Source organism: Streptomyces sp. ISL-43, assembly GCF_018614195.1.
In the GTDB taxonomy this organism is placed as follows: domain Bacteria; phylum Actinomycetota; class Actinomycetes; order Streptomycetales; family Streptomycetaceae; genus Streptomyces.
Genome location: NZ_JAGGOT010000028.1, coordinates 190431 through 213194, shown reverse-complemented (window position 1 = coordinate 213194; position 22764 = coordinate 190431). Strand labels below are relative to the sequence as shown.

The following is a 22764-nucleotide window of genomic DNA, read 5'->3' as shown; positions in this document are numbered from 1 at the left end:
CCCGAATTAACCAACAGCGTCACTTCGGTCTCCGGGGCCTTCCCGCGTTCAGGTGTCCCTGTCCGGGCTCCTACAGGTCCAGGACCAGCCGCTCCGACGCCGCGCGGGACACGCACAGGAGCATCGAGTCCTCGCGTTCGCCGTCCGTGAGCAGGGTGTCGCGGTGGTCGATCTCCCCCGAGACGACCCGGTGCTGGCAGGTTCCGCAGAAGCCCTGCTCACACGAGTACGGGGTGTTGGGCAGCTCCCGGCGCACCGCGGCCAGGGTGGATTCCGTGGCCGCGACCTCGACGACCCGGCCCGAGCGGTGGAGTTCCACCGTGAAGGGCTTCGCGTCACCCGTCCCGGCCGCCGGGGAGAACCTCTCCAGGTGGACCGGGACACCCTCCGGGGCCGCGGCCTGGACCGCCGCCATCAGCGGCGCCGGGCCGCAGCAGTAGATCAGGGTGCCCGGGCGGCTCCCGGAGAGCGGGGCCAGGTCGGGGAGGCCCGCCTCGTCCTCCGGGAGGATCGTGACCCGGTCCCCGTACGCCGCGAGCTCCGCCAGGAACGGCATCGAGGCGCGCGAGCGGCCGCCGTACAGCAGGGTCCAGTCCGCGCCCGCGGCGGTGGCCGCCCGCAGCATCGGCAGGATCGGCGTGATCCCGATGCCGCCCGCGACGAAGGCGTAGGACGGGGACGGCTGGAGGGGGAAGCGGTTGCGCGGAGGGCGGACCGTGAGCTCCGCGCCCTCCACCAGCTGCGCGTGCGCCTCGCGCGAGCCGCCGCGGCCGTCCTCGACGAGCCGGACCGCGATCGCGTAGCGGCCCTCGGCGGCCGGATCGCCGCACAGCGAGTACTGGCGTACCAGGCCCGAGGGGAGCGTCACGTCCACGTGGGCGCCGGGGGTCCAGGCGGGAAGCTCCGGGGATTCCAGCACCAGGGACAGCACGCCCTGCGCCGGCTCCGTACGGGAGGCGATCAGCGCGGGGATCCACCGGCGCGGCGAGTAGCCCGACACCGGGGTCTCCAGTGCGGGCAGCGGCCACAGGGGTGATCCGCCGTCGATGCGGCTGCCGATCGCCCGCTTCGCGAGCCACGCCGTGCCCGCCAGCGCCGCCACCGTCACCGCAGTGGTGCGCCTCATGCCCGGGCACCTCCGTTGGCGCCGGGGGAGGAGGCCAGGTAGGCGACGGCCTGGGCCGTCGAGCCCTCCTGTGAGGGGTGGTACGTACGGGAGAGGTACGTCGGGATCGACTTCAGCATCGCGCCCGTGGAGGGCAGGGTGCCCTTGCGTCCCGCGCGGTAGAACTGGCCGAGCGAGGCCTTGGATCCGGGCCGCTCGGGATCGTGCTCCATGAAGTAGCGCGATCCGCGCTGCCACAGGAAGACCAGTGCTGTGAATGCCGTGGCCCAAGTCCTGGCCCGGCGGCGGTAGTTGCCGTCCAGGTGCATGAAGAGGTCGAAGGCCACCGAGCGGTGCTCGACCTCCTCCGCGCCGTGCCAGCGCAGCAGGTCCAGCATCATCGGATCGGCGCCCCGCCGGTCCAGCTCGTCCGCGTTGAGGACCCAGTTGCCCAGGAACGCCGTGTAGTGCTCGATCGCCGCGATCATCGCCACCCGCTCCATCAGCCACCACTTGCGCGCCTTGCCCGGCGGCAGCGTCCGGTCGCCGAGCAGCTTCTCGAAGAGCCAGTCGACCTGCGCGGTGTAGGGGGTCGGGTCCAGGCCCAGCCGCTTGAGGTGGGGGAGTACGTCGTCGTGCGCCGTGGCGTGCATGGCCTCCTGGCCGATGAACCCGACGACGTCCGCCCGCAGTGCCTCGTCCGTGATGTACGGGAGCACCTGCTTGTAGACGTGCACGAACCAGCGCTCGCCCGCCGGGAGCAGGAGGTGCAGCACGTTGATGGTGTGGTTGGCGAAGGGGTCGCCGGGCAGCCAGTGGAGCGGGGTGTCCTCCCAGGAGAAGGACACGTTCCGGGCCTTGAGGTCTATGTGTTCCGACGCCACGAAGGCGGGCGCGGGCGGCGTATTAGACATGGCGTCAATGTACTGATGGGTACAAGGGAGGGAAACCCCTCTGCCGCCACTTCCTGCCGCCGCTCGCCGCCGCCCCGCCCGGCCAGGGCTACCGCAGTACCCCCGCCTTCGAGCCGTCCGTGAGCTTGCCCGACAGCTCGACCTGCGCGCCCGCCGGAGCCTTCACCGCCAGCCGGTTGCCGACCGCGACCCCGCTCACCTGGCCACCGCCCACCGTCAGCGAGGCGAACTGCGCGCTGCCCGCCGCCAGCACGTACCACTGGCCGGCCTTCGACTTCCACAGCACCCCGGCCAGCACCCGCGGTTCCCGCGGCCCGCACGCCGCAGTGCCCTCCGCCTTCGCCGCCTGCGCGGCCAGCGGCGCCCCCGGGGCCAGGAACTGCGCCTGCACCCGGTCGGCCGTGCCCTGCCAGGTCTCCGCCCGCGTGCACAGCCAGGTCGCCGTACCGTCGCCCTCGGGCAGCGGCTGCTTCGCGTACGTCCACGCGTTGACCGTCCGCACCCCGTGCGAGCGCACCGACGGCAGCAGGCAGGCGATCCGCGACCACTCGCCGAGCTCCGCGCCGTCCGTCACGTTCCGCTCGGCGCCCGGCGCGCCCGACGTCAGCCGCGCCGGGGTCAGCTCGCCCAGGTCGGTGATCAGCCGGGTCGCGCCGTCGCCGGCCAGGACCAGCGCGTTCCAACCGGCGCAGGTGCCGTCCGGGGCGGGGCTCGGCACCGGCGGGGTCATCCCCTCCGGCGTCAGCTTCAGATCCGCCGGGGCCTCGCCGGGCTTCAGCAGGTCCCGCACCGCCGCGCCCGTCACCCACGGAGCCGTCAGGTAGCGGACGTTGCCGTCGACCCGGCTGAGCACCAGGGCCATCGCCGTGTCCGCCGACGCGCCGTCGGTCCGGGCGAAGTCGAGGGCCGCGACCTCGGTGCCGGAGCGCGGTTCGGCGTACCGCGCCACGCGCAGGCCGTCGTAGAGCAGGACCACGACGGCCTGGTCGACTGTCCCGGCGAACAGCAGCTGCGGCGGCCCCATCGGCGGCCCGGACGGGGTGCCGGGGGTGGCCGAGACGACCACCGAGCGGCCGGGCCGGGCCCAGACGGCCAGCGCCCGCCGCAGCAGGGCGGTGTCGTCGACCCGGTCCCCGCGGGCGGGCCAGCCGGAGTAGTCGGTACGCGAGGACGTGCGCCAGACCGTGGGCGCGACCCGGACCAGCTGCCCGGGGTCCAGGGCCTGCTCGGCCGCCGCGTTCTTCGCGTACAGGGGGGCCGCCGCCCCGTCGGCTCCCCAGCCGCCACCGGGCAGTGCGAGGAGCGCCCCGCACACGGCGAGGGCGGCGCCGCCGGCGATCGCGGCCCGCGTCAGCCGGCGTCGGCGCAGCAGGTCGGTGGGCCGCGCCTGGAGCACGCACGGGTCGAACTCGGGGGAGTTGAAGAGCTCGTCGGTCGACGGATCCCCGGATTCCGCGACGGCCGCGGTCGGATTCACGACTCCGGCCTCGGTCAGCACCCGCAGCACCTCGGGCTCGGGCAGCCGCTCCAGCGCCCGCAGTACGCACGCGGCCCGGCCCGGCCCGTCGAGGGTGGCCAGCCATTGGTCGAGCGCCAGCTCCTCGGCGCCGCCGGAGCGCGGGAACAGTCGCAGCCCCCACACCTGGGGGAGCAGCGGCGGCAGTTGGGCCCGCCGGGGCAGGGCGCGGAAGCTCAGCGGGATCCCGGCTTCCAGGGCGGAGCGCAGCACGCGCAGGCGTACGTACGCGTAACCGGACTCGGCACCCGCCCCGCCCCGCTGGCCCGGGACCCCGCCCTGCGCTCCGGCCGCCTCCCGCCGGCCGCGCGGCAGGGCGCGCTGGGCCAGCGAATGGGCGGTGAGGACCCGCCGGTTGCGGCCGAGGGAGGGCGGCAGCACCAGGTAGGCGAGCCGCACCAGCCGCGGATAGTGCTCGACGATGGCGGCCTCGGCCTGCTCGACGTCGGGCGAGAGGAGGCGGGTGGCGGTATCCGGCGCAGTCACATTCAGCAGAACGAGCGAATGGTCGAATGGTCACCCGTGCGCGGTGCACACTCCCCGGCTACCGCCGGGAGGTACCCCCCGGGTCAACTACCCGTCGGCCGAGCGGCGTTCGTTTGCTCGGGTGTTCGGGTGTTCGGACCCCGGGGTACCGGGACGCGTGCGCGCTCAGGCGACGAGGCGGGCGCGCAGCGCCTCGACCGTCTCGTCGGGGACGCCGAGACCTTCGCGCACGTACTTCTCCATCGAGCCGTAGCGCGTGTTCACCTCGTCCAGCGCGGCCTCCAGGTACGAGGGGAAGACGCCGATCAGTGCCAGTGCGAGTTCCGGGTCCCCGCCGGCCGCCGTGAAGCCCTCGATCATCGACGCGAAGGCGATCCGCACCGCCGGGTTCACCGACAGGTACTCGCTCATCAGCGTCTCGTCGTCCGCGCCCAGCAGCGACAGGATCACGGTGGCTCCCCAGCCCGTGCGGTCCTTGCCCGCCGTGCAGTGGAAGAGCAGCGGACCCGCCTGCGGATCGGCGAGCTCCGTCAGCAGCAGCCGGTACGAGGACTGCGCGGAGCCGGAGCTCACCAGCGAGCGGTAGACGCTGGCGAACAAGGCCTGCGCCTTGCCGCCGCCCAAGTGCTGCTCGGCCACCACCGGGTCGGACAGCAGGTCCTTGAGCTGGGCGGCGGGTATCTTCCCGGGCCCCTCGCCGTCGCCGCTGTCCGCGTTCACCTTGTCGGCCAGGACGTCGGCTATGAGCAGCCGGGCGCCGTCCGGCATCCGGTCGGGGTGCTGGGCGCGCTCGACGTCGGTCCGGAAGTCGATGACCGTACGGAACCCCAGCGCGGCCACCGCCCGGTCGACGTCGAGGTCGAGCCGGTCGAGCTGGCCGGAGCGGAAGACCAGCCCGGAGCGGACCGTGCGGCCGCCGGAGAGAGGGGTGTCGCCGAGGTCGCGGAGGTTGGCGACGGTCGTGGCGGAAGTGACGGTCATCGTGGCGGCTCCAGCGGTGGCGGTGGCATGGGCGGTGACTTCGGCGGTGACATTCGACATTCGAATGATCGAAGAACCGAATGATCGAAGGACTAAGCGGCCAGGGGTGACATGCGCTGGGTTACGCGTGTCATCCCTATGATTTTCCGAGATTTCGCCCCGGAAAGGTAATCGGCGGCCAGCGAGACCCCCAGGCCCAGGCCCAGTGCGACCAGGTGCCCGGCATCCGTGAAGGTCCGCTCCCGCCGCAGCACGGGCCGTACGGCCAGGGCCAGCAGCCCCACCCGGGCGGCGGTGCGCACCGGCCCGCGCGGCAGCGCCGAGGTCAGGGCGCCGAGCACGGTGTTGAACCCGTAGCTGGCGCCGACGTCCACCGCCCGCCGGGTCCGCGTGTCGGCTGTGCGGCGCAGGACCCCGTACACCAGCAGGGTCGCCGCGGTGTGCCCGAACAGGAAGGACGCGGCCGTCCACCAGGCCCCGTACGCGTACTCCGCGTATCCGAGGACGGCCGTCAGCAGCAGGGCGTACGGCAGCGACATCGGCTCCTCGACGAGGAACGCGCTGACCGGCAGGGTCTCCCAGCGGCCGGCGTCGAGGTTGTCGGCATTGGTCGAGCACCTGCGCAGCAGGTGCTCCCGCGCCGCAGGATCCAGCCGCTCCAGGGCGTAGGCCCCCAGCTGGACCCCGCCCGCGTACACCGCGCTCAACGGCACTGTCAACGGCAGTGGGTTCATCGGAACATGATCGGCCACGGGGCGGCGTTGAGCGAGGCGGGGTCCCGTGGCAGCATGCCCAGGTCATGTCACACAGCCCCGCGCCGTTGCGCGCCACGCGGGCCGCGGTATTCGCGGCGGTGGCTGTCGCACTGGGTGCGGCGGGGCATTCGTACATGTCCGGTACGGACATTCCCGCGCTGGGGCTTCTGTCCGCTTTCGGGCTGACCGGAGGGCTCGCCTGGCTCGCCGCCGGGCGGCGGCGCGGCCCGCTTTCCATCACCGCGGCGGTGCTCGGCGTACAAGCGGCCCTGCACCTCGTCTTCTCGGCCTCCGCCGGCAGCCACCACGCGGCCGGCGCGGACATGGGGGCGGACGCCGCCCACACGGCCGGCCCCGGGTCGCCGTCCATGGCGGGTATGGCAGACATGGCAGACATGGCGGGCATGGCGGGCATGGCCGCGACGGCCGGCACGGACGCCATGAGCGGTATGGCGGGTATGGGCGCGGGCATGGGCGGCATGGCAGCCGGCCACGCCCACGACGGCCTCGGCATGATCGCCGCGCACGTCCTCGCCGGGCTGCTCTGCGCGCTCTGGCTGACCGGGGGCGAGGCCGCCGTCTTCCGGCTCGCCGCCGCTCTCGCGGCCGGGGTGCTGCTCGCCGCCCGGCCGCTCTCCCGCGTCCTCGCACTGCTGTGGACGCGCGGGACTCCCGTGGCACCGGCGCCGGCGGGGCGCCCCGCCGCCCACGAGCGGCCGCGCACCCTGCGCGGGGCCGTGCACGCGCACACCGCCGAGCGGCGCGGGCCGCCCGCGCGCGGACGGATCCGCATCACGGCCCCCGGCCGTCGCGCCCGCGCCTGACCGAACGGCGCACTCCTCGGTGAGGAGGCGGGACCTGGGGCCGGTCACCCATGTCTTCGCCAACACCTAGGAACACCCATGTCTCTCGACGACGTCCGGGAAGCCCGCCCAGCGGACCCCGAAGCACCGGAAACCGAAGCCGGAACCGAAGCCGCAACCGAAAACGAAGCCGCAACCGAAACCGAAGCCGGAACCGACGCGGGCTCCGCGGCGACCCCCGCCCGAAGCGGCGGCACCTGGGCCGCCGTACGCCCGCTGCTCCTGCGCCTGCACTTCTACGCCGGGGTGCTGATAGCCCCGCTGCTGTTCGTCGCCGCCACCACCGGGCTGCTCTACGCCGGCTCCTGGCAGGCCGAGAAGATCCTCTACTCCGACGAGCTGACGGTCGACCGCGTCGGCGCGAGCGCGCTGCCGCTCAGTGCCCAGGTGGACGCGGCCAAGAACGCCGCGCCCCAGGGCGAGGTGTCGTCCGTGTGGCCCGCGCCCGAGGCGGACGCCACCACTCGGGTGATCATGGAGAGCCCGGGACTCGCCGAGGGCGAAACCCTCACCGTGTTCGTCGATCCGTATACGGCCGAGGTCCGCGGGAAGCTCACCACCGTCGGTGACGCGCTGCCGCTGCGGGCGTGGCTGAGCGAGTTCCACTCCAGCCTCCAGCTGGGGGAGTCCGGCCGGAACTACAGCGAGCTCGCCGCGAGCTGGCTGTGGGTGGTCGTACTCGGCGGGCTCGCGCTGTGGATCGGCCGCCGGCGCACCCGCAGGGCCGCGCTCGTCGTACCCGACCGCAAGGCCTCCGGCCGGCGGGGGACCCTGTCCTGGCACGGCTCCGTCGGCGTCTGGATCGCCATCGGCCTCGTCGGCCTCTCCGCCACCGGCCTGACCTGGTCGAAGTACGCCGGCGAGAACATCGGGGAACTCAAGGACGGCCTCGGCGGTGCCACCCCGGCCGTCTCCGCCAAGGTCGGCGGCGCCCCGGCCGCCGACGCGGGCGGGGAGCACGCCGGGCACGGCGCGGCCGACGGTGCGCAGGCGGCGCCGCCCACCCCGGCCGACGCCATCGGCATCGACGGCGCGGTGGCGGCGGCGCGCGCCGCCGGGGTCACCGAGTACCTCCGGATCACCCTGCCCGCCAAGGGCAAGGGGTACGTGGTCAAGGAGCAGGACAAGCAGGTGCCGGTGCATCTGGACGCGGTCTCCGTCGACCCCGCCGACGGCCGGGTCATGGACGAACTCCGCTTCGCCGACCACCCGCTCCCCGCCAAGCTGACCCGCTACGGCATCGACCTGCACATGGGCCTGACCTTCGGGCTCGCCAACCAGCTGGCGCTGGCCGCGCTGGCGGTCCTGGTGATGTTCATGGTCGTCTGGGGCTACCGCATGTGGTGGCTGCGCCGCCCGACCAAGGACCGCCGGCTCTCGGTCGGCCGCCCCCAGCCGCGCGGGGCGTGGCGCAAGCTCCCGGTGACGGTGCTGCTCCCGCCGGCCGCCGTGACGGCCGTCGTGGGCTGGTTCCTGCCGCTGCTCGGGATCAGCCTGCTGGTGTTCCTGGCGGCGGACCTGGCGCTGGGCTTCGCCGCGTCGCGCCGCTCCAGGTCGCTCTAGGTCGGCCCGGGCCCGCCAGGTCACGTGAGAACGGGCCCGTACTCCCCCTCGTGAGTACGGGCCCGCCGTCATGTCATCACGTGTGCCGATCCGTCATAAGTGCGCTCAGGGGGCGTACTTGTACCCCACCCGGCGCACGGTCTGGATCGCACCGCGGTGGGAGGCGCCCAGCTTGCGGCGCAGCCGCGCGACGTGGACGTCGACGGTCCGGCCGTCGCCGACGTGCCCGTAGCCCCAGACCGTGGTCACCAGCTGGTCCCGGCTGTGCACCCGGTGCGGGTGTGCGACCAGGTGGGCCAGCAGCTCGAACTCCAGGTACGTCAGGTCCAGGACCTGCCCGTCCACCTCGGCGGTGCGCCGGGCGGGGTCGATGCGGACCAGGGAGTCACCGGTGAGGGCCGCCGCCTCGGGGGCCGGGGCGGCGGGAACGGACTGCGGGGAGAAGGCGATCGGCGGCTGCTGGTCGGCCGGTACGAGCACCAGGTAGCCGACCATCGGCGGCTGCCCGGGCAGGGTGGGCAGGGTGTGCGCGGGGGCGGGCAGCCAGGTGGCGCCGGGCGGGAGGAAGTCCACGACACGGGCCGCCTCGTCCCGGTCCACGGACCGCAGGCGGTGGCGCGGACTGGGCGGGAAGGTCGGGTAGGTCAGGGGAGCGGTCGCAGCGGAGGCGGAAACGAAGGAACGGGTGTTCGGCATGAGTGGTCAGCTCTTTCACGCGGAGTGGTCGGCAGGAGACGTACGTACAGGCGTCGTCTTGTGTCGTACCGCGCAGACCGAAGGCCTCGGGGAAGGTCGTTCGGGAGGTCCCGGAGGCTTTAGAGGGCCGGCGCGTTCTTCGCGCGGCAACACGCCCGGTCGAAATCGTGGTCCTGACGGGAAGGCCAGAACGGCTCGAGGTCGCTGCGACCTGTCGAGGTGTGCGAGTAGCCGGCCATGGCCCCATTCAAGCAGATGCGCGGGCGCCCGGGCAGACTCCGTCTCAGTCCATGGAGCGGAATCTCATATTCCGTGATCATGCCATGAACGGACCGTTGCAATCCCGACAAACCGTCACCCCGCCGGCCGCCTCCGCCCGTCCGGGCCGGCCACCCGTATCGCATCCTGGTCGGATCCGTCCCAAAGCCGCTCCAGCCCCACCGCCGGCGGCCCTTGCCGGGTGACGCGGCGACGCCCGCCGGGCCACGGGGGCTCGGCGGGCGTCGGGGCGTACTGGGGAGCGGCTGGTCTCAGACCAGGCCGTCCTTCTCCAGGGCGGCGCAGCAGGTGTCCGTGATCAGACGGGTCACCACGTACGGGTCCACGTTCGCGTTCGGGCGGCGGTCCTCGATGTAGCCCTTGCCGTCCTTCTCCACCTGCCACGGGATGCGGACGGAAGCGCCGCGGTCCGAGACGCCGTAGCTGAACTCGTTCCACGGGGCGGTCTCGTGCAGACCCGTCAGACGCTCGTCGATGCCCGCGCCGTAGTTCTTGACGTGGTCCAGCGGCTTGCTGCCCTCGCCCAGCGACTCGCACGCGGAGATGATCGCGCGGTAGTCCTCGCGCATCGCCTTCGTGGAGAAGTTGGTGTGCGCGCCCGCGCCGTTCCAGTCGCCCTTGACCGGCTTCGGGTTCAGCGTCGCGGAGACGTTGAAGTCCTCGGCGGTGCGGTAGAGCAGCCAGCGCGCGATCCACAGCTGGTCGGAGACCTCCAGGGGGCCGACCGGGCCGACCTGGAACTCCCACTGGCCGGGCATGACCTCGGCGTTGATGCCGGAGATCGCCAGGCCCGCCGTGAGGCAGTGGTCCAGGTGCTTCTCGACGATCTCGCGGCCGAAGATCTCGTCCGAGCCGACGCCGCAGTAGTAGCCGCCCTGCGCGGCCGGGAAGCCGTTGACCGGGAAGCCGAGCGGGCGGGTGCCGTCGAAGAAGGTGTACTCCTGCTCGATGCCGAAGATGGGGGCCTGCGCCCCGAACTTCTCGGCGATCGGACGCAGCAGTGCGCGGGTGTTCGACTCGTGCGGGGTCATGTCGATGTTCAGGACCTCGCACATGACGAGGACGTTGTCGCCGCCGCGGATCGGGTCCGGGCAGGAGAACACCGGCTGGAGCACGCGGTCGGAGGCGTGGCCCTCGGCCTGGTTGGTGCTCGATCCGTCGAAGCCCCAGATCGGCAGCGCGTCGCCGTCCGCCAGGATCCTCGTCTTGGAGCGCAGCTTCGCCGTCGGCTCGGTTCCGTCGATCCAGATGTACTCAGCCTTGTAGCTCACGGGCCCCATCCTTCGGTGCGTCGCTCCGGCGCAGACTCTGCGGGTGCTGCGGTCACGTGCTGCGCATTCGTTCTGCGGTGTAGACCGCAGCGTGCCCGCTCGCGATTTCTCTTCCGTTGCCCGTGTGTGAACCCCGTGTTACCGAGGTTTACGCCGCAGGTGGGAGCGGCTGTGCGGGTTGGCGTCCGGACACCCGTCCGGGTGGGGCAGACTGGGCAGGTGAGCATTTCGTACGATGTGAAGTCCGCCGGAGATGCCGCCGAAGAGGCCGCTCCCGGGCCCCGCCCCCGCGTCGGACTGCTGGGTACCGGCCCCTGGGCCCACCGCACCCACGCCCCCGCGCTCGCCGCGCACCCCGGCTCCGAATTCGCCGGCGTCTGGGGCCGGCGGCCCGATGCCGCGGCCGAGCTCGCCCGCGAGTACGGCGTGAAGGTGTACGAAGACCCCGACGCGCTGTTCGCCGACTGTGACGTCGTGGCCTTCGCCCTGCCGCCCGACGTGCAGGCCCCGCTCGCCGTGCGCGCGGCCGCCGCCGGATGCCATCTGCTGCTCGACAAGCCCGTCGCCACGACCCCCGCCGCCGCCCGCGCCATCGCCGACGCCGTCGTCGCGCACGAGGTCGCCTCCGTCGTCTTCCTCACCCTCCGCTTCGCCGAGCCGACCGCCGGCTGGGTCGCGGAGCAGGCGGAGCGCTCGGGCTGGTTCACCGCCGCCGCGCACTGGCTCGGCGCCGTCTTCCCGCCCGACGGAGAACCCAGCGCCTACGCGGACTCGCCCTGGCGCAAGGCCAAGGGCGGGCTGTGGGACGTCGGCCCGCACGCCCTGTCCGTACTCATCCCGGTCCTCGGCGACGTCACCTCGGTCAGCGCCACCCGCGGCCCGTCCGACATGGTCCAACTGGCCCTGCGTCACACCTCCGGTGCGGCCAGCACCGCCGTCCTCAGTCTGAGCTCCCCGCGTGCGGCCGCCGGAGTGGGCCTGGAGCTGCGCGGCGCCGCGGGCGTCTTCGGCCTGCCGGAGTGGAGCAACGTCCCGGCCGCCTACGGCCGCGCGCTGGACGCGCTGCTCACCGCGGCGCGTACGGGGGTCCCGGACGACCGGGGGGCGGAGTTCGGGGCCCGGCTGACGGAGATCCTGGCGGAGGCGGAGGGACAGCTCCCGGGCTGACGTGCGTTCGGGCCGGTGACCGCTGTGATCACGGCTACTTGATCAGGGCATTGGCCACGATGATCGCCAGCCCGATGGTGGCGTCCGCGACGCCGATCAGGACCGCGGAGCGGACCTTGTAGCCGACCCGGAGCGCCACGAAGGAGCCCCAGGCGAACAGCAGCGCGGTGTTCAGGCCGAGCCCGATGGCGGTGACTCCGTGCGAGTCCCAGTGGGCGAGCCCGGCGACGAGCAGCAGCAGGACGGTGGGAAGGGTGGCCGCGATCATCGGCCACTCGTTCCACAGCGCCCGCGCGAGCAGCCGCCACCGATGGCGGGCGGAGCCGTCGTGGTGGGTGCTCATGTGGTGGGAGTACCCGTGAGCGAGCCCGGCGGTGGCGGCGGTGACGAGCACCCAGCTGGCGTCGTAGAAGGGCGTGTACTCGCCGCCCTTCTGGTCGAGCGCGGCAAGCAGGCCGCTGGCAAGGACCGTCCCGTAGACGCCGCCGAACATCCAGTCGGCCCCCCGCCTGGGCGGGGGGAGCGGAGAGGCGGGCTGCGGGGGCTGTGGTGAGGCCTGCGGCGGCTGTTCGGTCACGGAGGCTGGTCCTTGGAGCTGGTTTGTACCCATTTGGGATGGCTCTGGCCAGCGTAGGGGGTGCGACGTGGGGTCCGGGTGAGCGGGCGGTGTCCGGAACGCCGCCCCCAGGCCCCCCGCACGCCAGGCCCCCCGCACCCCAGGCCCCCCGCACCCCCCGGCCCCTACCCCTTCCGCGACAGGGCGTCCCGCACCGCCTCCTCCGTGCGGGCCACGACCGCCGTGCCGTCCTGGGCCGTGATGATCGGGCGCTGGATCAGCTTCGGGTGGGCCGCCAGGTGGCTGATCCAGCGGTCGCGGGCCTCGTCGGTCTCCTCGCGCGGGAGGTCCCGTACACCGGTCTCCTTGGCGAGCGGGTCCGAGGTGCGGGTGATGTCCCACGGCGCCAGGCCCAGGCGGGCCAGGACCTCGCGGATCTCGGTCTCGGAAGGGACGTCCTCCAGGTAGCGGCGGACGGTGTACTCGGCACCCTCCGCGTCCAGCAGGGTCAGTGCGCCGCGGCACTTCGAGCAGGCGGGGTTGATCCAGATCTCCATGCCCGAAAGCCTAGCGAGGCGGCGCCTGGCCAGGTCCTTTGTCAGTGGTCGCCGGTAAAATCGAGGGAGAACGACAGGAAGCCAACTACCGTTTGGGAGGCTGTAGATGGCCACTGCCATGGCCCTTCACGCCGTCGAGCCCGTCAAGAAGAAGCCGCTGCCGGCGGGGCTGCCCCGCGAGTGGTACGAGAGCCACAACCGGCACCTGAAGGCGATGCGGCTCGCGATATCGCTGCTGGACTCGGGCACGTATGACGCTCAGCGCGCCACCAACCGCAAGATCCGCACGATGGCCGTCCGGACGGGGATCCGCCGGCCGTCCAACGTCACGTGCAAGCTCGTCCGTTCCTTCATCCGCGACGCCGAGTAGCCGGCCGCGGCCGGCCGCGGCCGGTCACGCCTCGGGAGCTTCGGGAAGCCGTAGCCGTAGCCGTGGCCCTGTTCCTCGGGCCGCGGCCGCGGCTTTCCGAAGCCCTTCCGAACCTTTCCGAAGCCTTCCGAGGGCCGAATGGGTGGCCGGCGTCCTCATCGTGCGCCGCCACCGTCCGGCTCCTCGTCCAGGGACAGGATCAGCAGCGCCACGTCGTCGCGCGGCCCGCCCCCGCTGAAGGACGCCAAGTCCCGCCACACCGCCCGGGCCAGCCCCGCCGGGTCCGTCGCCAGTACGGGCACCCGTGCGGCCAGCGGGTAGAAGTGCCCCGTCGCGTCGCGCGCCTCCGTCACCCCGTCCGTGTACAGCAGCACCCGGTCCCCGGGCCGCACCTGGAGCTCGGTCGGGGCCGCCGGGGGCGGGCCGGCCAGGCCCAGGCCGAGAGGGGGGCCCGGCTCCACGTCGAGTTCCGAGACCGCGAAGTCCCGTAGCAGCAGCGCCGGCGGGTGCCCGCACGACACGATCCGTACGAGGTCCAGCCCGGGCGGGAACTCCAGGAGCACCGCCGTCGCGAACAGCTCCGCGTGCGCCACCGACTCGGCCGCCGAGTCCGCCAGCAGCCGCCGGTCCAGCCGGGCCGCCACCGCCGTGAGCTCGGCGTCGTCCAGGACGCCCTCGCGGAAGGCGCCGAGCAGCGAGGCCACGGTGCCCACGGCGGCGAGGCCGTGGCCCTGGACGTCGCCGACCACCGCGCGCACGCCGAAGGGCCCGACCCGTACGTCGTACAGGTCGCCGCCGACCAGGGTGCCGCGCTGGGCCGCCCGGTACAGGCCTTCGCAGCGGACGTCCCCCACCAGCTCGGGGACGGGCGGCAGGACGGCGAGCTGCGCGGCCTCCGCGACGGTGCGGACGCTGACGAGCTGCGCGTCCCGGTGTTTTCGGACCCAGGCGACGACCACGCTGAGCAGGCAGATCGCCGCGACGGTGGCCAGGTCGGAGCCGCGGGCGTGCGCGATGCCGATCTCGGGGAGGCCGAGGAGGAGCAGGACCAAGCCGGCGAAGACGGCCGTCCCGGCGGCGCCGTACGCGAAGGCGGCCACCGGGGGGAGTCCGGCCAGGAAGTAGCCGAGCTCGACGTCGCCCGGGGTGGCGCGCTGCGCGCAGACCAGCACGACCAGGGCCACCGCGGGCGCGAACCGGGCCCAGCGCGGTGGCGGCGCCCCGCCCAGCCAGCCCGGGTCCTCGCGTCGGCGTCTCACCCCTCCACCCTGGTACCGGCGCCGGGGGTGCGCACGCCGGGTGGCCCCTCATGGCCCGGACCGCGACAGTGGGGGCGTGACGGAAGCGGAGAGCGGCACGCAGAGCGCGGCGATCAGCACACGGCTGAACTGGCTGCGCGCGGGCGTGCTCGGCGCGAACGACGGGATCATCTCGACGGCAGGCCTGGTCGTCGGTGTAGCCGGGGCGACGACCTCGCGCTCCTCGATCCTGGCGGCGGGCGTCGCCGGGCTGCTGGCGGGCGCGCTGTCGATGGCGGCGGGGGAGTACGTGTCGGTGAGCTCCCAGCGGGATTCCGAGAAAGCGGCGCTGGACATGGAGCGGCGGGAGCTGGCGGAGTCGCCGGTGGAGGAGCTGGAAGAGCTGACGGGGCTGCTCGTGCAGCGCGGGCTGAGTACGGACGTGGCCCGGGAGGCGGCGGAGCAGCTGACGGAGCGGGACGCCCTGCGGGCGCACGCACGGGTGGAGCTGGGGATCAACCCCGACGAGCTGGCGAATCCCTGGCACGCGGCGCTGGCGAGCCTGGTCGCCTTCACGGTGGGGGCGCTGCTGCCGCTGCTGGCGATCGTCCTGCCGGGGGCCTCGGGGCGGGTGCCGGTGACGGTGGTCGCGGTGCTGGTGGCCCTGACGCTGTGCGGGGTGCTCAGCGCGCGGCTGGGCGGGGCACCGGCGGGGCGGGCCGTGCTGCGCAATGTCGCCGGGGGCGCGCTGGCGATGGCCGTGACGTACGCGGTGGGTACGTGGCTGGGCGCGTCCTGACCTGACCGGTCGCGAGTGCGTTCCGCCCGCGGCTGCGAGGATGACGGCATGCGTATCGCAGTCACCGGCGCGACCGGGCTCATCGGCAGTGCCCTCGGGCGGTCCCTGAGGGCCGACGGACACGAGGTCGTCCGCTTCGTGCGGCGGGAGCCGGCCGCCGCCGACGAGGCGTCGTGGGATCCCGAGCGGGGGTACGTCGATCCGGCCGGGCTCGCCGGCTGCGACGCCGTCGTGCACCTCGCCGGGGCCGGGGTCGGAGACCACCGGTGGACGGCCGAGTACAAGCGGAAGATCCGCGACAGCCGGGTCAAGGGCACGGCCGCCATGGCGCGTGCCGTCGCCGCCATGGCCGAGCCGCCCGCGGCCTTCGTCTGTGGAACCGCCATCGGGTACTACGGCGACACGGGCGACCGCGCGGTGGACGAGGACGCCCCGGCGGGCGAGGGGTTCCTCCCCGAGGTGTGCGTCGACTGGGAGGCCGCCGCCGCACCCGCCCAGGAGGCCGGGGTCCGGACCGTGTTCGCCCGTACCGGGCTGGTGGTCGCGGCCGAGGGCGGTGCCTGGGGGCAGCTGTTCCCGATCTTCAAGGCCGGCATCGGCGGCCGGCTCGGCAACGGCCGCCAGTACTGGTCGCACATCTCGATGCACGACGAGATCGCCGCCCTGCGGTTCCTCGTCGACACGCCCTCGGTGAGCGGCCCGGTGAACCTCACCGCCCCCGAGCCGCTGACCAACCGCGAGGTCACGGCCGCGATGGGCCGGGTCCTTCGCCGCCCGGCGGTGTTCGCCGTGCCGGCTCCGGTCATGCGCGTGGTGCTCGGGGAGTTCTCCCAGGACGTGCTGGGCAGTCAGCGGGTGCGTCCCGCCCGGCTGCTGGAGTCCGGCTTCGTCTTCCGCCACCCGGGGATCGACGACTCGATCCGGGCGGCGCTGGAGGCCTGAGCGGGGAGTGCGCCCGAGCGGAGCAGCCGAGGGGGCGCACCCGGGGGGAGCGCACCGCCGTTTCGTGTGCGACCGTACGTGACCCGAATGCGACCGCCGTGCGACCGGAGTTGACCGCGCGGCCCGCAATAGTCCGCCCGACTCGGGTTCCGCCGGAGCGGGTTGGGGGAAGGAGGACCCCACACAGCCGGGCCGACCTCGGGGAGGGGCACGTGCTCAACAGCGCACACGCACACCATGCGGACGTGATCATCGTAGGAGCCGGAGTCTCGGGACTCACGGCCGCGCACCACCTGATCGCGGCGGGAGTCACGGTCATCGTCCTGGAGGGCGCCGACGACCCCGGCGGCCGGATGGCCACCGAGACCGTCGACGGCTTCCGCCTCGACCGGATCGGCCAGCTCCTCAACACCGCCTACACCGAGCCGGCCCGGACCCCCGGGCTGGCGGACCTGGTCCTGCGGCCCTTCGCGCCCGGCGCCCTCGTCCACACCGACGGCAGAACGCTGCGCGCCGGCGCGCTCACCCCCGCCCGCGCCCTGACCAGCGGCTCCCTCGACCAGGCCCGGATCGGCGCTGCCCTCGGGCGCCTCGCCGCCCTGCCGGAGGAACGCATCCTCGCCCGTCCCGAGCGCACCGCCCACGCCGCCCTGAGCTCCCGCGGCCTCGGTACGACGCTGCGCCCGCTCCTCGCGGCACTCCTGCGCGACCCCGCCCTGACCACCTCCAGCCGCGTCGCCGACCTGGCCCTGCGGACCTTCGCGCGCGGCCGGCTCGCCGTGCCCGAGGGTGGCGCCGCGACCCTGCCCGGTCTGCTCGCGGCCGGGCTGCCGCCCGGCACCGTACGCACCGGGGTCCGGGTCCGGTCGGTGGCCACCAACCTCGTCACCACCGAGGAACACGGCGACTTCAGCTGCCGCTCCGCCGTGCTCGCGACCGGGGCGAGGGCCGCCGCCGCACTGCTCCCGGGGCTGCGGGTGCCGCAGTTCCACCAGGTCACCGTCATCCACCACGCCACCCCCGCCCCGCTGCCCTGGGACGGCTCGCTGCTCCTGGACGGCGACCCCAAGTGGCCCGTCGCCCACACCGCAGTGATGAGCTCCGTCGACCCGACGCGCGCCCCCGCCGGCCGCAGCCTGGTCACCACCACCGTGCTCGGCCCGCCGCCGCCCGCCCGCACCGTCGCCGCGCGCCTGGCCCGGCTCTACGAGACCTCCACCCGCGAGTGGGAGCTCCTCGCCGTCCACCACACCCCCGAAGCCGTCCCCGCCATGCCCCCGCCGCTGGACACCCGGCGCACGGTCAGGGTCCTGGCCGGGCTGTACGTGTGCGGGGACCACCGCGACACCAATACCGTCGAGGGCGCGCTGCGCTCCGCCCGCCGCGCCGCCGGAGCCGTCCTGCGCGACTTCGGCATCCCGCTCCCGGCCGCCCCGGAGGCGGCGCTTCCGGTGGCGGCCTGAGCCACACCCCACGCAGGCCGGCGGGGCTGGGCGCTTCCAGCCCCGCCGGCGCTCGGGGCGCGGCTTCCAGAGCCCCGGATGCGCCGGCCCGCGGGGTCACGACAGCGCTGCCACCCGGTCCCGGTAGCTCCGCACGGCCGAGGCGTCCCGGTAGGGCTCCAGTCGCCGCTCGAAGTCCCGTACGTACTCCACCGCGCGCACCGACCGCATCTCCATCGCCTGCTGCGCCGCCTCCGCGCCCAGCGCGCACGCCTGGTCCAGCTCGCCCAGCCCCAGCCGGGCCGTGGCCAGCACCACCCGGCAGAACAGCCGCGAGCGCGCGTACCCGGGCGCCCGCAGCTGGAGCGAGCGCTCCGCGTGCTGCGCCGAGGCCCGGTACTGCTGCAGGTCCCGGTGGCAGTGCCCGAACTCGTCGGCGAGCTGCCCCTCGTCGTAGCACCGCGCCCAGTGCGGTACGTCGTCACCGGGCCGCGCCGCGCCCAGCGCACGCTCGGCCCGCACCAGGGACGCCGTCGCCGCCCTGACCTCGCCGAGCACCGCGTGCCCGCGCGCCTCCGCCGAGTGCAGCAGCGCCTGCACCACCGGCGGCGGGCCCGAGCCGACGCCCTGCTGGGCGACGCGGGCCAGCTGCACCGCTTCCCGGCCGTGGCCGAGGTAGACCGCCTGCCGGCTCATGGTGACCAGCACGTACGCCCCGTACGGCCGGTCCCCGGCGGCCTGGGCGAGGCGCAGCGCCTGCACGAAGTACCGCTGGGCGAGCCCGTGCGCGGCGATGTCGTACGAGGTCCAGCCCGCGAGCCGGGTCAGATCGGCGGCGGCGGAGAACAGCCGGCGCCCGGTCGTCTCCCCGTACGTGCCGCGCAGCATCGGCTCCGCCTCGTGCTCCAGGTAGCGCACCAGGGCCTGGCGGGCATGGCCGCCGCCGTAGGCGTGGTCCAGCGTGCGGAACAGCTCGCTCACCGATCTGAGCGCCGCGATGTCACCGCCCGTCACCCGCTGCCCGGGCCCGCGGTCGATCTGCCGCTGCCGGGGCACCGAGGACCGGCCCTGTACGGGACGGCTCTGTTCGGGGACGCGCGGGGCGGCCTGTTCCGCCCCCCGGCCGACCCGCTCGTCGGCCCGCCCGATCAGCCAGTCCCGGCTGGGCACCACCAGCCCGGCCGGGGTGAAGGCGATCTTGCGCAGCTCGGCGTGCGAGCCGGAGTCCTTGCGCCACAGCCCGCCGGCGATGTCGACGGCCTCCTCGGGGGTGGCCGCGAACTCCAGCCCGGCGTACACGGGGGCGCAGGCGTCCAGGCCCAGGTCCTGGGCCGACAGGCGCCGCCCGAGGCGCCGGGTGAACACCTCGGCGATCAGCGCCGGGGTGGTCCCGCGCGGCTGCTGCCCGCGCAGCCAGCGGGTCACGGAGGTCTTGTCGTACCGCAGATCGAGACCGTGCTCCAGACCGAGCTGGTCGACGCGGCGGGCGAGCCCGGCGTTGGAGAACCCGGCCTCGGCGATCAGTGCCGCGAGCTGCCGGTTGGGGACGCGCTGGGCAGGTCGTTCCGTCATCGGCTCCACGGTTTCCTGACGTGACGGACCGGAGTCCCGGCCCTGTGAACGGCGTGAATGTAGCGGCGAACTTCGCCAACACCGCCCCCTCTGTCCCACATTCATCCGATCGTGTGGAGAACCGGTAGGGCTCTTTACGGACCGACCCCCTCCACCCGCGTACGCTGCGGCCCATGAGCCGCCGGACCACCGGGGAACAGCCCCCCGAGCACTGCGAGGACCGCGCGGAGTCCGCCACGGCCCCGCTCCCCGCGCCCGAGCTGACGGAGGCTGAGTGCCGGCGCTGCGGGACGTACATCGCCGGTCTCGACGGGCGGTACGCGTGCGGGGTATGCGGCTGGGTGAACGACCACTCCGAGGGGCACCGCAGGCTGCCCCGGGCGGACGAGGACCCGGACCGGCCGGCGAAGGGGCGCCGGCGCCGCCCGCGACAACTGCCGGGACCCGCTGAAGGACCGTCTGGAGGGCTTTCTCCGGGACCTCCCGCGGGACCGCCGCCGGGGCCTCCGGACGCGGGTCCGCCGCGGACTTCTCCACAGGTCCCGACGGGCGGCTGACGGGCCGCGAGCGGGTCGCCGTACCCTTGCTTGGTGCGATACGTGCACACAGCAAGTTCGACGGCAGGTTCGACGAGGAGGCGCCGCGGTGGCTGATCTTGGGTTTGTCCATCTGGGCTTCGGACCGGATGCCGTGGAGTACACGGCGGCCTGGGAAGAGCAGCGCCGGGTGCACGCGGCCCGCTTCGCGGACGAGATCGAGGACACCTGCCTGCTGCTGGAGCACCTGCCGGTCTACACCGCCGGCCGGCGCACCGCCGACAGCGAGCGCCCGCTCGACGGCACGCCCGTCGTGGACGTCGACCGGGGCGGCAAGATCACCTGGCACGGCCCCGGCCAGCTGGTCGGCTACCCGATCATGAAGCTGCCCCGCCCGGTGGACGTGGTCGCCCACGTGCGCCGTCTGGAGGACGCGCTGATCCGCACGGCGGCCGATTTCGGCCTGGAGACCACCCGCGTCGAGGGGCGCAGCGGGGTCTGGGTGCTCGGCGACCCGGTGGAGGAGCGCCCGAAGATCGGCGGCCTCTCCCTCGACTTCGACCCGCGGCTGGCGGACGAGGAGTTCGACCCGCGCCTGAACGGCCCCGAGTACGCGCCGTCCAATGCCGGCCAGCGCCGCGAGGACCGCAAGCTCGCCGCCATCGGCATCCGGGTCGCCAAGGGCGTCACGATGCACGGGTTCGCGATCAACGTGAACCCCGACAACACCTGGTTCGACCGGATCGTCCCCTGCGGTATCCGCGACGCCGGTGTGACCTCGCTCTCCTACGAGCTCGGCCGCGAGATCACCATCGCCGAGGTGCTGCCGGTGATCGAGGGGCACCTGAAGGACGTACTGGAGCAGGCGGAGCTGCGGCCCCGCGAGATAGAGCCCGCGGTGGGCTCGTAGCGGCTGGGAATGGGACCGGCGGCCCGCAGGTTGGCCGACGTAAGAGCGTATGAAATTACGGGCGTACCCTGGTGGGCGCCGAAGAATCGAAGTCACAGGGAGCCGGTCGTGTCCGCAGTCGCACCCGACGGGCGCAAGATGTTGCGCCTGGAGGTCCGGAACAGCCAGACCCCCATCGAACGCAAGCCCGAGTGGATCAAGACCCGGGCGAAGATGGGTCCCGAGTACACCAAGATGCAGGCCCTGGTGAAGGGCGAAGGACTGCACACGGTGTGCCAGGAAGCCGGTTGTCCGAACATCTACGAATGCTGGGAAGACCGCGAGGCCACCTTCCTCATCGGTGGCGACCAGTGCACCCGGCGCTGTGACTTCTGCCAGATCGACACGGGCAAGCCCGAGGCGCTGGACCGGGACGAGCCCCGCCGCGTCGGCGAGTCCGTGGTCACGATGGACCTGAACTACGCCACCATCACGGGCGTCGCGCGCGACGACCTGGCGGACGGCGGCGCCTGGCTGTACGCGGAGACCGTGCGCCAGATCCACCAGCAGACGGCGGGCCGCGAGAGCGGCCACACCAAGGTCGAGCTGCTCGCTCCCGACTTCAACGCGGTCCCGGAGCTGCTGGAGGAGGTCTTCGCCTCCCGCCCCGAGGTCTTCGCGCACAACGTCGAGACGGTGCCGCGCATCTTCAAGCGGATCCGCCCCGGCTTCCGCTACGAGCGCTCGCTCGACGTGATCACCCGGGCGCGGGCCTACGGCCTGGTCACCAAGTCCAACCTGATCCTGGGCATGGGCGAGGAGCGCGAGGAGGTCAGCCAGGCGCTGAAGGACCTCCATGAGGCGGGCTGCGAGCTCATCACCATCACCCAGTACCTGCGGCCCTCGTCGCGGCACCACCCCGTCGAGCGCTGGGTGAAGCCGGCCGAGTTCGTGGAGCTGGCGCAGGAGGCCGAGGAGATCGGCTTCTCCGGTGTCATGTCCGGCCCGCTGGTCCGGTCCTCGTACCGGGCGGGTCGTCTGTACAAGCAGGCGATGGAGAAGCGCGCCACGGTCTGAGCACGTGGTCCGAGCACGGACCGAGCCACGGTCCGAGCGGACTGTGTGAATTCACGCACAAAGTCTTACCGATAGGTAACACCGCATCGACGCGGCCCCTAGGCTCTTCTCCGGAAGCGCCCGGCGGGTCGCGTCGGCGTTTGCAACGTGTCCATCACATTTGACCGACCGGTCATGCCCTGGTAACACCAGTGAGTGACGATTGGTCGACGCACAGCACGCACCTCTGGTCACACCCCGACGTGAGCTCCGTGAAAGGGATCGACATCATGCAGGCCGCGCCCGTACGCGCCATCGCCATCCCGTCCTTCACCGACGCCTTCCGGGGCATCGAGTCGCTGCTCATGAGCGGCGCCCGCCGCAACGCCTGGACGGCCGTCCTCGAAGACCGCCGCAGGGCCAAGGACCGCGTCGAAACCGAGCACGTACTCGAGGCCGCGGCGACCCGGACCGAGAAGGCCACGTAAACTTCCCTGCATGGCGAGGAAGTCAAACGCAGAGACTGCTGCGAACCCCGGGCGACTGAAGCAGATCGCCCTGACGTACAAGATGACGCGCAAGGCCGACCCGAAGGTCGGTCTGATCGTCGCGGGCGTGGGAATCGTCACCTTCGGTGTCTTTCTTGCGATCGGCTTCCTGATCGACCACCCGGTCTACCTGGGCATCCTGGGCTTCCTGGTGGCGTTCCTTGCGATGGCGGTCGTCTTCGGACGGCGGGCCGAGCAGGCTGCCTTCGGGCAGATGGAGGGCCAGCCGGGCGCGGCCGCGGCCGTACTGGACAACGTGGGACGGGGCTGGACCACCACCCCCGCCGTCGCGATGAGCAAGCAGCAGGACATCGTGCACCGGGCCGTGGGCAAGGCCGGTGTGGTCCTGATCGCCGAGGGCAACCCGAACCGGGTGAAGCCGATGCTCGCGAACGAGAAGAAGAAGCTGGCCCGGATCATGCCCGACATCCCGGTCCACGACTTCATCGTGGGCACGGGCGAGGGCGAGGTGCCGCTCAAGAAGGTCCGTACGACCCTGCTGAAGCTGCCCCGCGTGCTCTCCGGCCCTCAGATCACCCAGGTCAACGACAAGCTTCGGGCCATGGGCGACTTGCTGAGCAACATGCCGATCCCGAAGGGCCCGATGCCCAAGGGGATGCGCATGCCGCGCGGCGGAAAGATGCGCTGACCAGTTTTTCGTAT

General features: G+C 73.2%; 22 protein-coding genes. 11 read left to right on the top strand and 11 right to left on the bottom strand.

Going from position 1 to position 22764, the window contains the following annotated elements; all coding sequences use genetic code 11:
• Nucleotides 1-70: 70 nt before the first annotated feature.
• The 5 genes from J7F03_RS16170 to J7F03_RS16150 all read right to left on the bottom strand — a co-directional run bounded on the left by J7F03_RS16170 (nucleotide 71) and on the right by J7F03_RS16150 (nucleotide 5736).
• A complete protein-coding gene (locus J7F03_RS16170; protein ID WP_214950001.1) occupies nucleotides 71-1126 on the bottom strand; it encodes a PDR/VanB family oxidoreductase in 1056 nt (351 codons plus the stop codon).
• Nucleotides 1123-2019, bottom strand: coding sequence for a metal-dependent hydrolase (locus tag J7F03_RS16165; protein ID WP_214950000.1), 897 nt, complete (start codon nucleotides 2017-2019; stop codon nucleotides 1123-1125). Before J7F03_RS16165 ends, J7F03_RS16170 begins: the two co-directional genes overlap by 4 nt.
• Nucleotides 2020-2107: 88 nt before the next feature.
• The gene (locus tag J7F03_RS16160; RefSeq protein ID WP_214950046.1) at nucleotides 2108-4030 is read right to left on the bottom strand and encodes a hypothetical protein; all 1923 of its coding nucleotides are present in this window, start codon (nucleotides 4028-4030) and stop codon (nucleotides 2108-2110) included.
• 156 nt (nucleotides 4031-4186) lie between these two features.
• Entirely contained in the window at nucleotides 4187-5002 is an 816-nt protein-coding gene (locus J7F03_RS16155) for a tyrosine-protein phosphatase (RefSeq protein WP_214950045.1), read from the bottom strand.
• 92 nt (nucleotides 5003-5094) lie between these two features.
• The gene (locus J7F03_RS16150; protein WP_214949999.1) at nucleotides 5095-5736 is read right to left on the bottom strand and encodes a rhomboid-like protein; all 642 of its coding nucleotides are present in this window, start codon (nucleotides 5734-5736) and stop codon (nucleotides 5095-5097) included.
• Nucleotides 5737-5801: 65 nt separating this feature from the next.
• Here J7F03_RS16150 and J7F03_RS16145 point away from each other — a divergent pair, with 65 nt between their 5' ends.
• Entirely contained in the window at nucleotides 5802-6581 is a 780-nt protein-coding gene (locus J7F03_RS16145; protein WP_214949997.1) for a hypothetical protein, read from the top strand.
• A gap of 78 nt (nucleotides 6582-6659) precedes the next feature.
• Nucleotides 6660-8183 carry a PepSY domain-containing protein gene (locus J7F03_RS16140; RefSeq protein ID WP_214949996.1) on the top strand — a complete coding sequence of 508 codons (1524 nt, stop codon included), beginning with the start codon at nucleotides 6660-6662 and terminating at the stop codon, nucleotides 8181-8183.
• Between the two features lie 105 nt (nucleotides 8184-8288).
• On the opposite strand, the gene J7F03_RS16135 is transcribed toward J7F03_RS16140, so the two are convergent.
• Both J7F03_RS16135 and glnII read right to left on the bottom strand, forming a co-directional pair.
• Nucleotides 8289-8879, bottom strand: coding sequence for a winged helix-turn-helix domain-containing protein (locus J7F03_RS16135; RefSeq protein ID WP_214949993.1), 591 nt, complete (start codon nucleotides 8877-8879; stop codon nucleotides 8289-8291).
• A 530-nt stretch (nucleotides 8880-9409) separates the two neighbouring features.
• A complete protein-coding gene (gene glnII / locus J7F03_RS16130; protein ID WP_214949991.1) occupies nucleotides 9410-10429 on the bottom strand; it encodes a glutamine synthetase in 1020 nt (339 codons plus the stop codon).
• 237 nt (nucleotides 10430-10666) lie between these two features.
• Between glnII and J7F03_RS16125 the strand changes: the two genes are divergently transcribed.
• Entirely contained in the window at nucleotides 10667-11596 is a 930-nt protein-coding gene (locus tag J7F03_RS16125) for a Gfo/Idh/MocA family oxidoreductase (RefSeq protein WP_214950044.1), read from the top strand.
• A gap of 34 nt (nucleotides 11597-11630) precedes the next feature.
• Here the strand turns inward: J7F03_RS16125 and J7F03_RS16120 are convergent, their stop codons facing one another.
• Together J7F03_RS16120 and J7F03_RS16115 are read right to left on the bottom strand one after the other, a co-directional pair.
• A complete protein-coding gene (locus J7F03_RS16120; protein WP_308379590.1) occupies nucleotides 11631-12173 on the bottom strand; it encodes a hypothetical protein in 543 nt (180 codons plus the stop codon).
• 164 nt (nucleotides 12174-12337) lie between these two features.
• Complete coding sequence (locus J7F03_RS16115) at nucleotides 12338-12709, bottom strand: ArsC/Spx/MgsR family protein (RefSeq protein WP_214949990.1); 372 nt, start codon at nucleotides 12707-12709, stop codon at nucleotides 12338-12340.
• A 106-nt stretch (nucleotides 12710-12815) separates the two neighbouring features.
• Between J7F03_RS16115 and J7F03_RS16110 the strand changes: the two genes are divergently transcribed.
• The gene (locus J7F03_RS16110; RefSeq protein ID WP_251071977.1) at nucleotides 12816-13079 is read left to right on the top strand and encodes a hypothetical protein; all 264 of its coding nucleotides are present in this window, start codon (nucleotides 12816-12818) and stop codon (nucleotides 13077-13079) included.
• 155 nt (nucleotides 13080-13234) lie between these two features.
• Here J7F03_RS16110 and J7F03_RS16105 read toward each other — a convergent pair whose 3' ends face one another.
• The gene (locus tag J7F03_RS16105) at nucleotides 13235-14338 is read right to left on the bottom strand and encodes a PP2C family protein-serine/threonine phosphatase (protein WP_214949988.1); all 1104 of its coding nucleotides are present in this window, start codon (nucleotides 14336-14338) and stop codon (nucleotides 13235-13237) included.
• A 76-nt stretch (nucleotides 14339-14414) separates the two neighbouring features.
• Between J7F03_RS16105 and J7F03_RS16100 the strand changes: the two genes are divergently transcribed.
• From J7F03_RS16100 to J7F03_RS16090, 3 genes are all read left to right on the top strand, one after another.
• Nucleotides 14415-15116 carry a VIT family protein gene (locus J7F03_RS16100; protein ID WP_308379587.1) on the top strand — a complete coding sequence of 234 codons (702 nt, stop codon included), beginning with the start codon at nucleotides 14415-14417 and terminating at the stop codon, nucleotides 15114-15116.
• A 48-nt stretch (nucleotides 15117-15164) separates the two neighbouring features.
• On the top strand, nucleotides 15165-16058 hold the full coding sequence (locus J7F03_RS16095) for a TIGR01777 family oxidoreductase (protein WP_214949986.1): 894 nt from the start codon (nucleotides 15165-15167) through the stop codon (nucleotides 16056-16058).
• A gap of 212 nt (nucleotides 16059-16270) precedes the next feature.
• Nucleotides 16271-17521, top strand: a complete 1251-nt coding sequence (locus tag J7F03_RS16090; protein ID WP_214949984.1) for an NAD(P)/FAD-dependent oxidoreductase — start codon at nucleotides 16271-16273, stop codon at nucleotides 17519-17521.
• Nucleotides 17522-17617: 96 nt separating this feature from the next.
• Here J7F03_RS16090 and J7F03_RS16085 read toward each other — a convergent pair whose 3' ends face one another.
• A complete protein-coding gene (locus tag J7F03_RS16085; protein ID WP_214949982.1) occupies nucleotides 17618-19072 on the bottom strand; it encodes a regulator in 1455 nt (484 codons plus the stop codon).
• 645 nt (nucleotides 19073-19717) lie between these two features.
• Here J7F03_RS16085 and lipB point away from each other — a divergent pair.
• From lipB to J7F03_RS16065, 4 genes are all read left to right on the top strand, one after another.
• Nucleotides 19718-20518: a lipoyl(octanoyl) transferase LipB gene (gene lipB / locus J7F03_RS16080; RefSeq protein ID WP_214949980.1), complete on the top strand. Its 801-nt coding sequence runs from the start codon at nucleotides 19718-19720 to the stop codon at nucleotides 20516-20518.
• A 108-nt stretch (nucleotides 20519-20626) separates the two neighbouring features.
• On the top strand, nucleotides 20627-21574 hold the full coding sequence (lipA, locus tag J7F03_RS16075) for a lipoyl synthase (protein WP_214949979.1): 948 nt from the start codon (nucleotides 20627-20629) through the stop codon (nucleotides 21572-21574).
• Between the two features lie 269 nt (nucleotides 21575-21843).
• The gene (locus tag J7F03_RS16070) at nucleotides 21844-22041 is read left to right on the top strand and encodes a hypothetical protein (RefSeq protein ID WP_214950030.1); all 198 of its coding nucleotides are present in this window, start codon (nucleotides 21844-21846) and stop codon (nucleotides 22039-22041) included.
• A 10-nt stretch (nucleotides 22042-22051) separates the two neighbouring features.
• Entirely contained in the window at nucleotides 22052-22750 is a 699-nt protein-coding gene (locus J7F03_RS16065) for a DUF4191 domain-containing protein (RefSeq protein WP_214949978.1), read from the top strand.
• The last annotated feature ends 14 nt before the right edge of the window (nucleotides 22751-22764 follow it).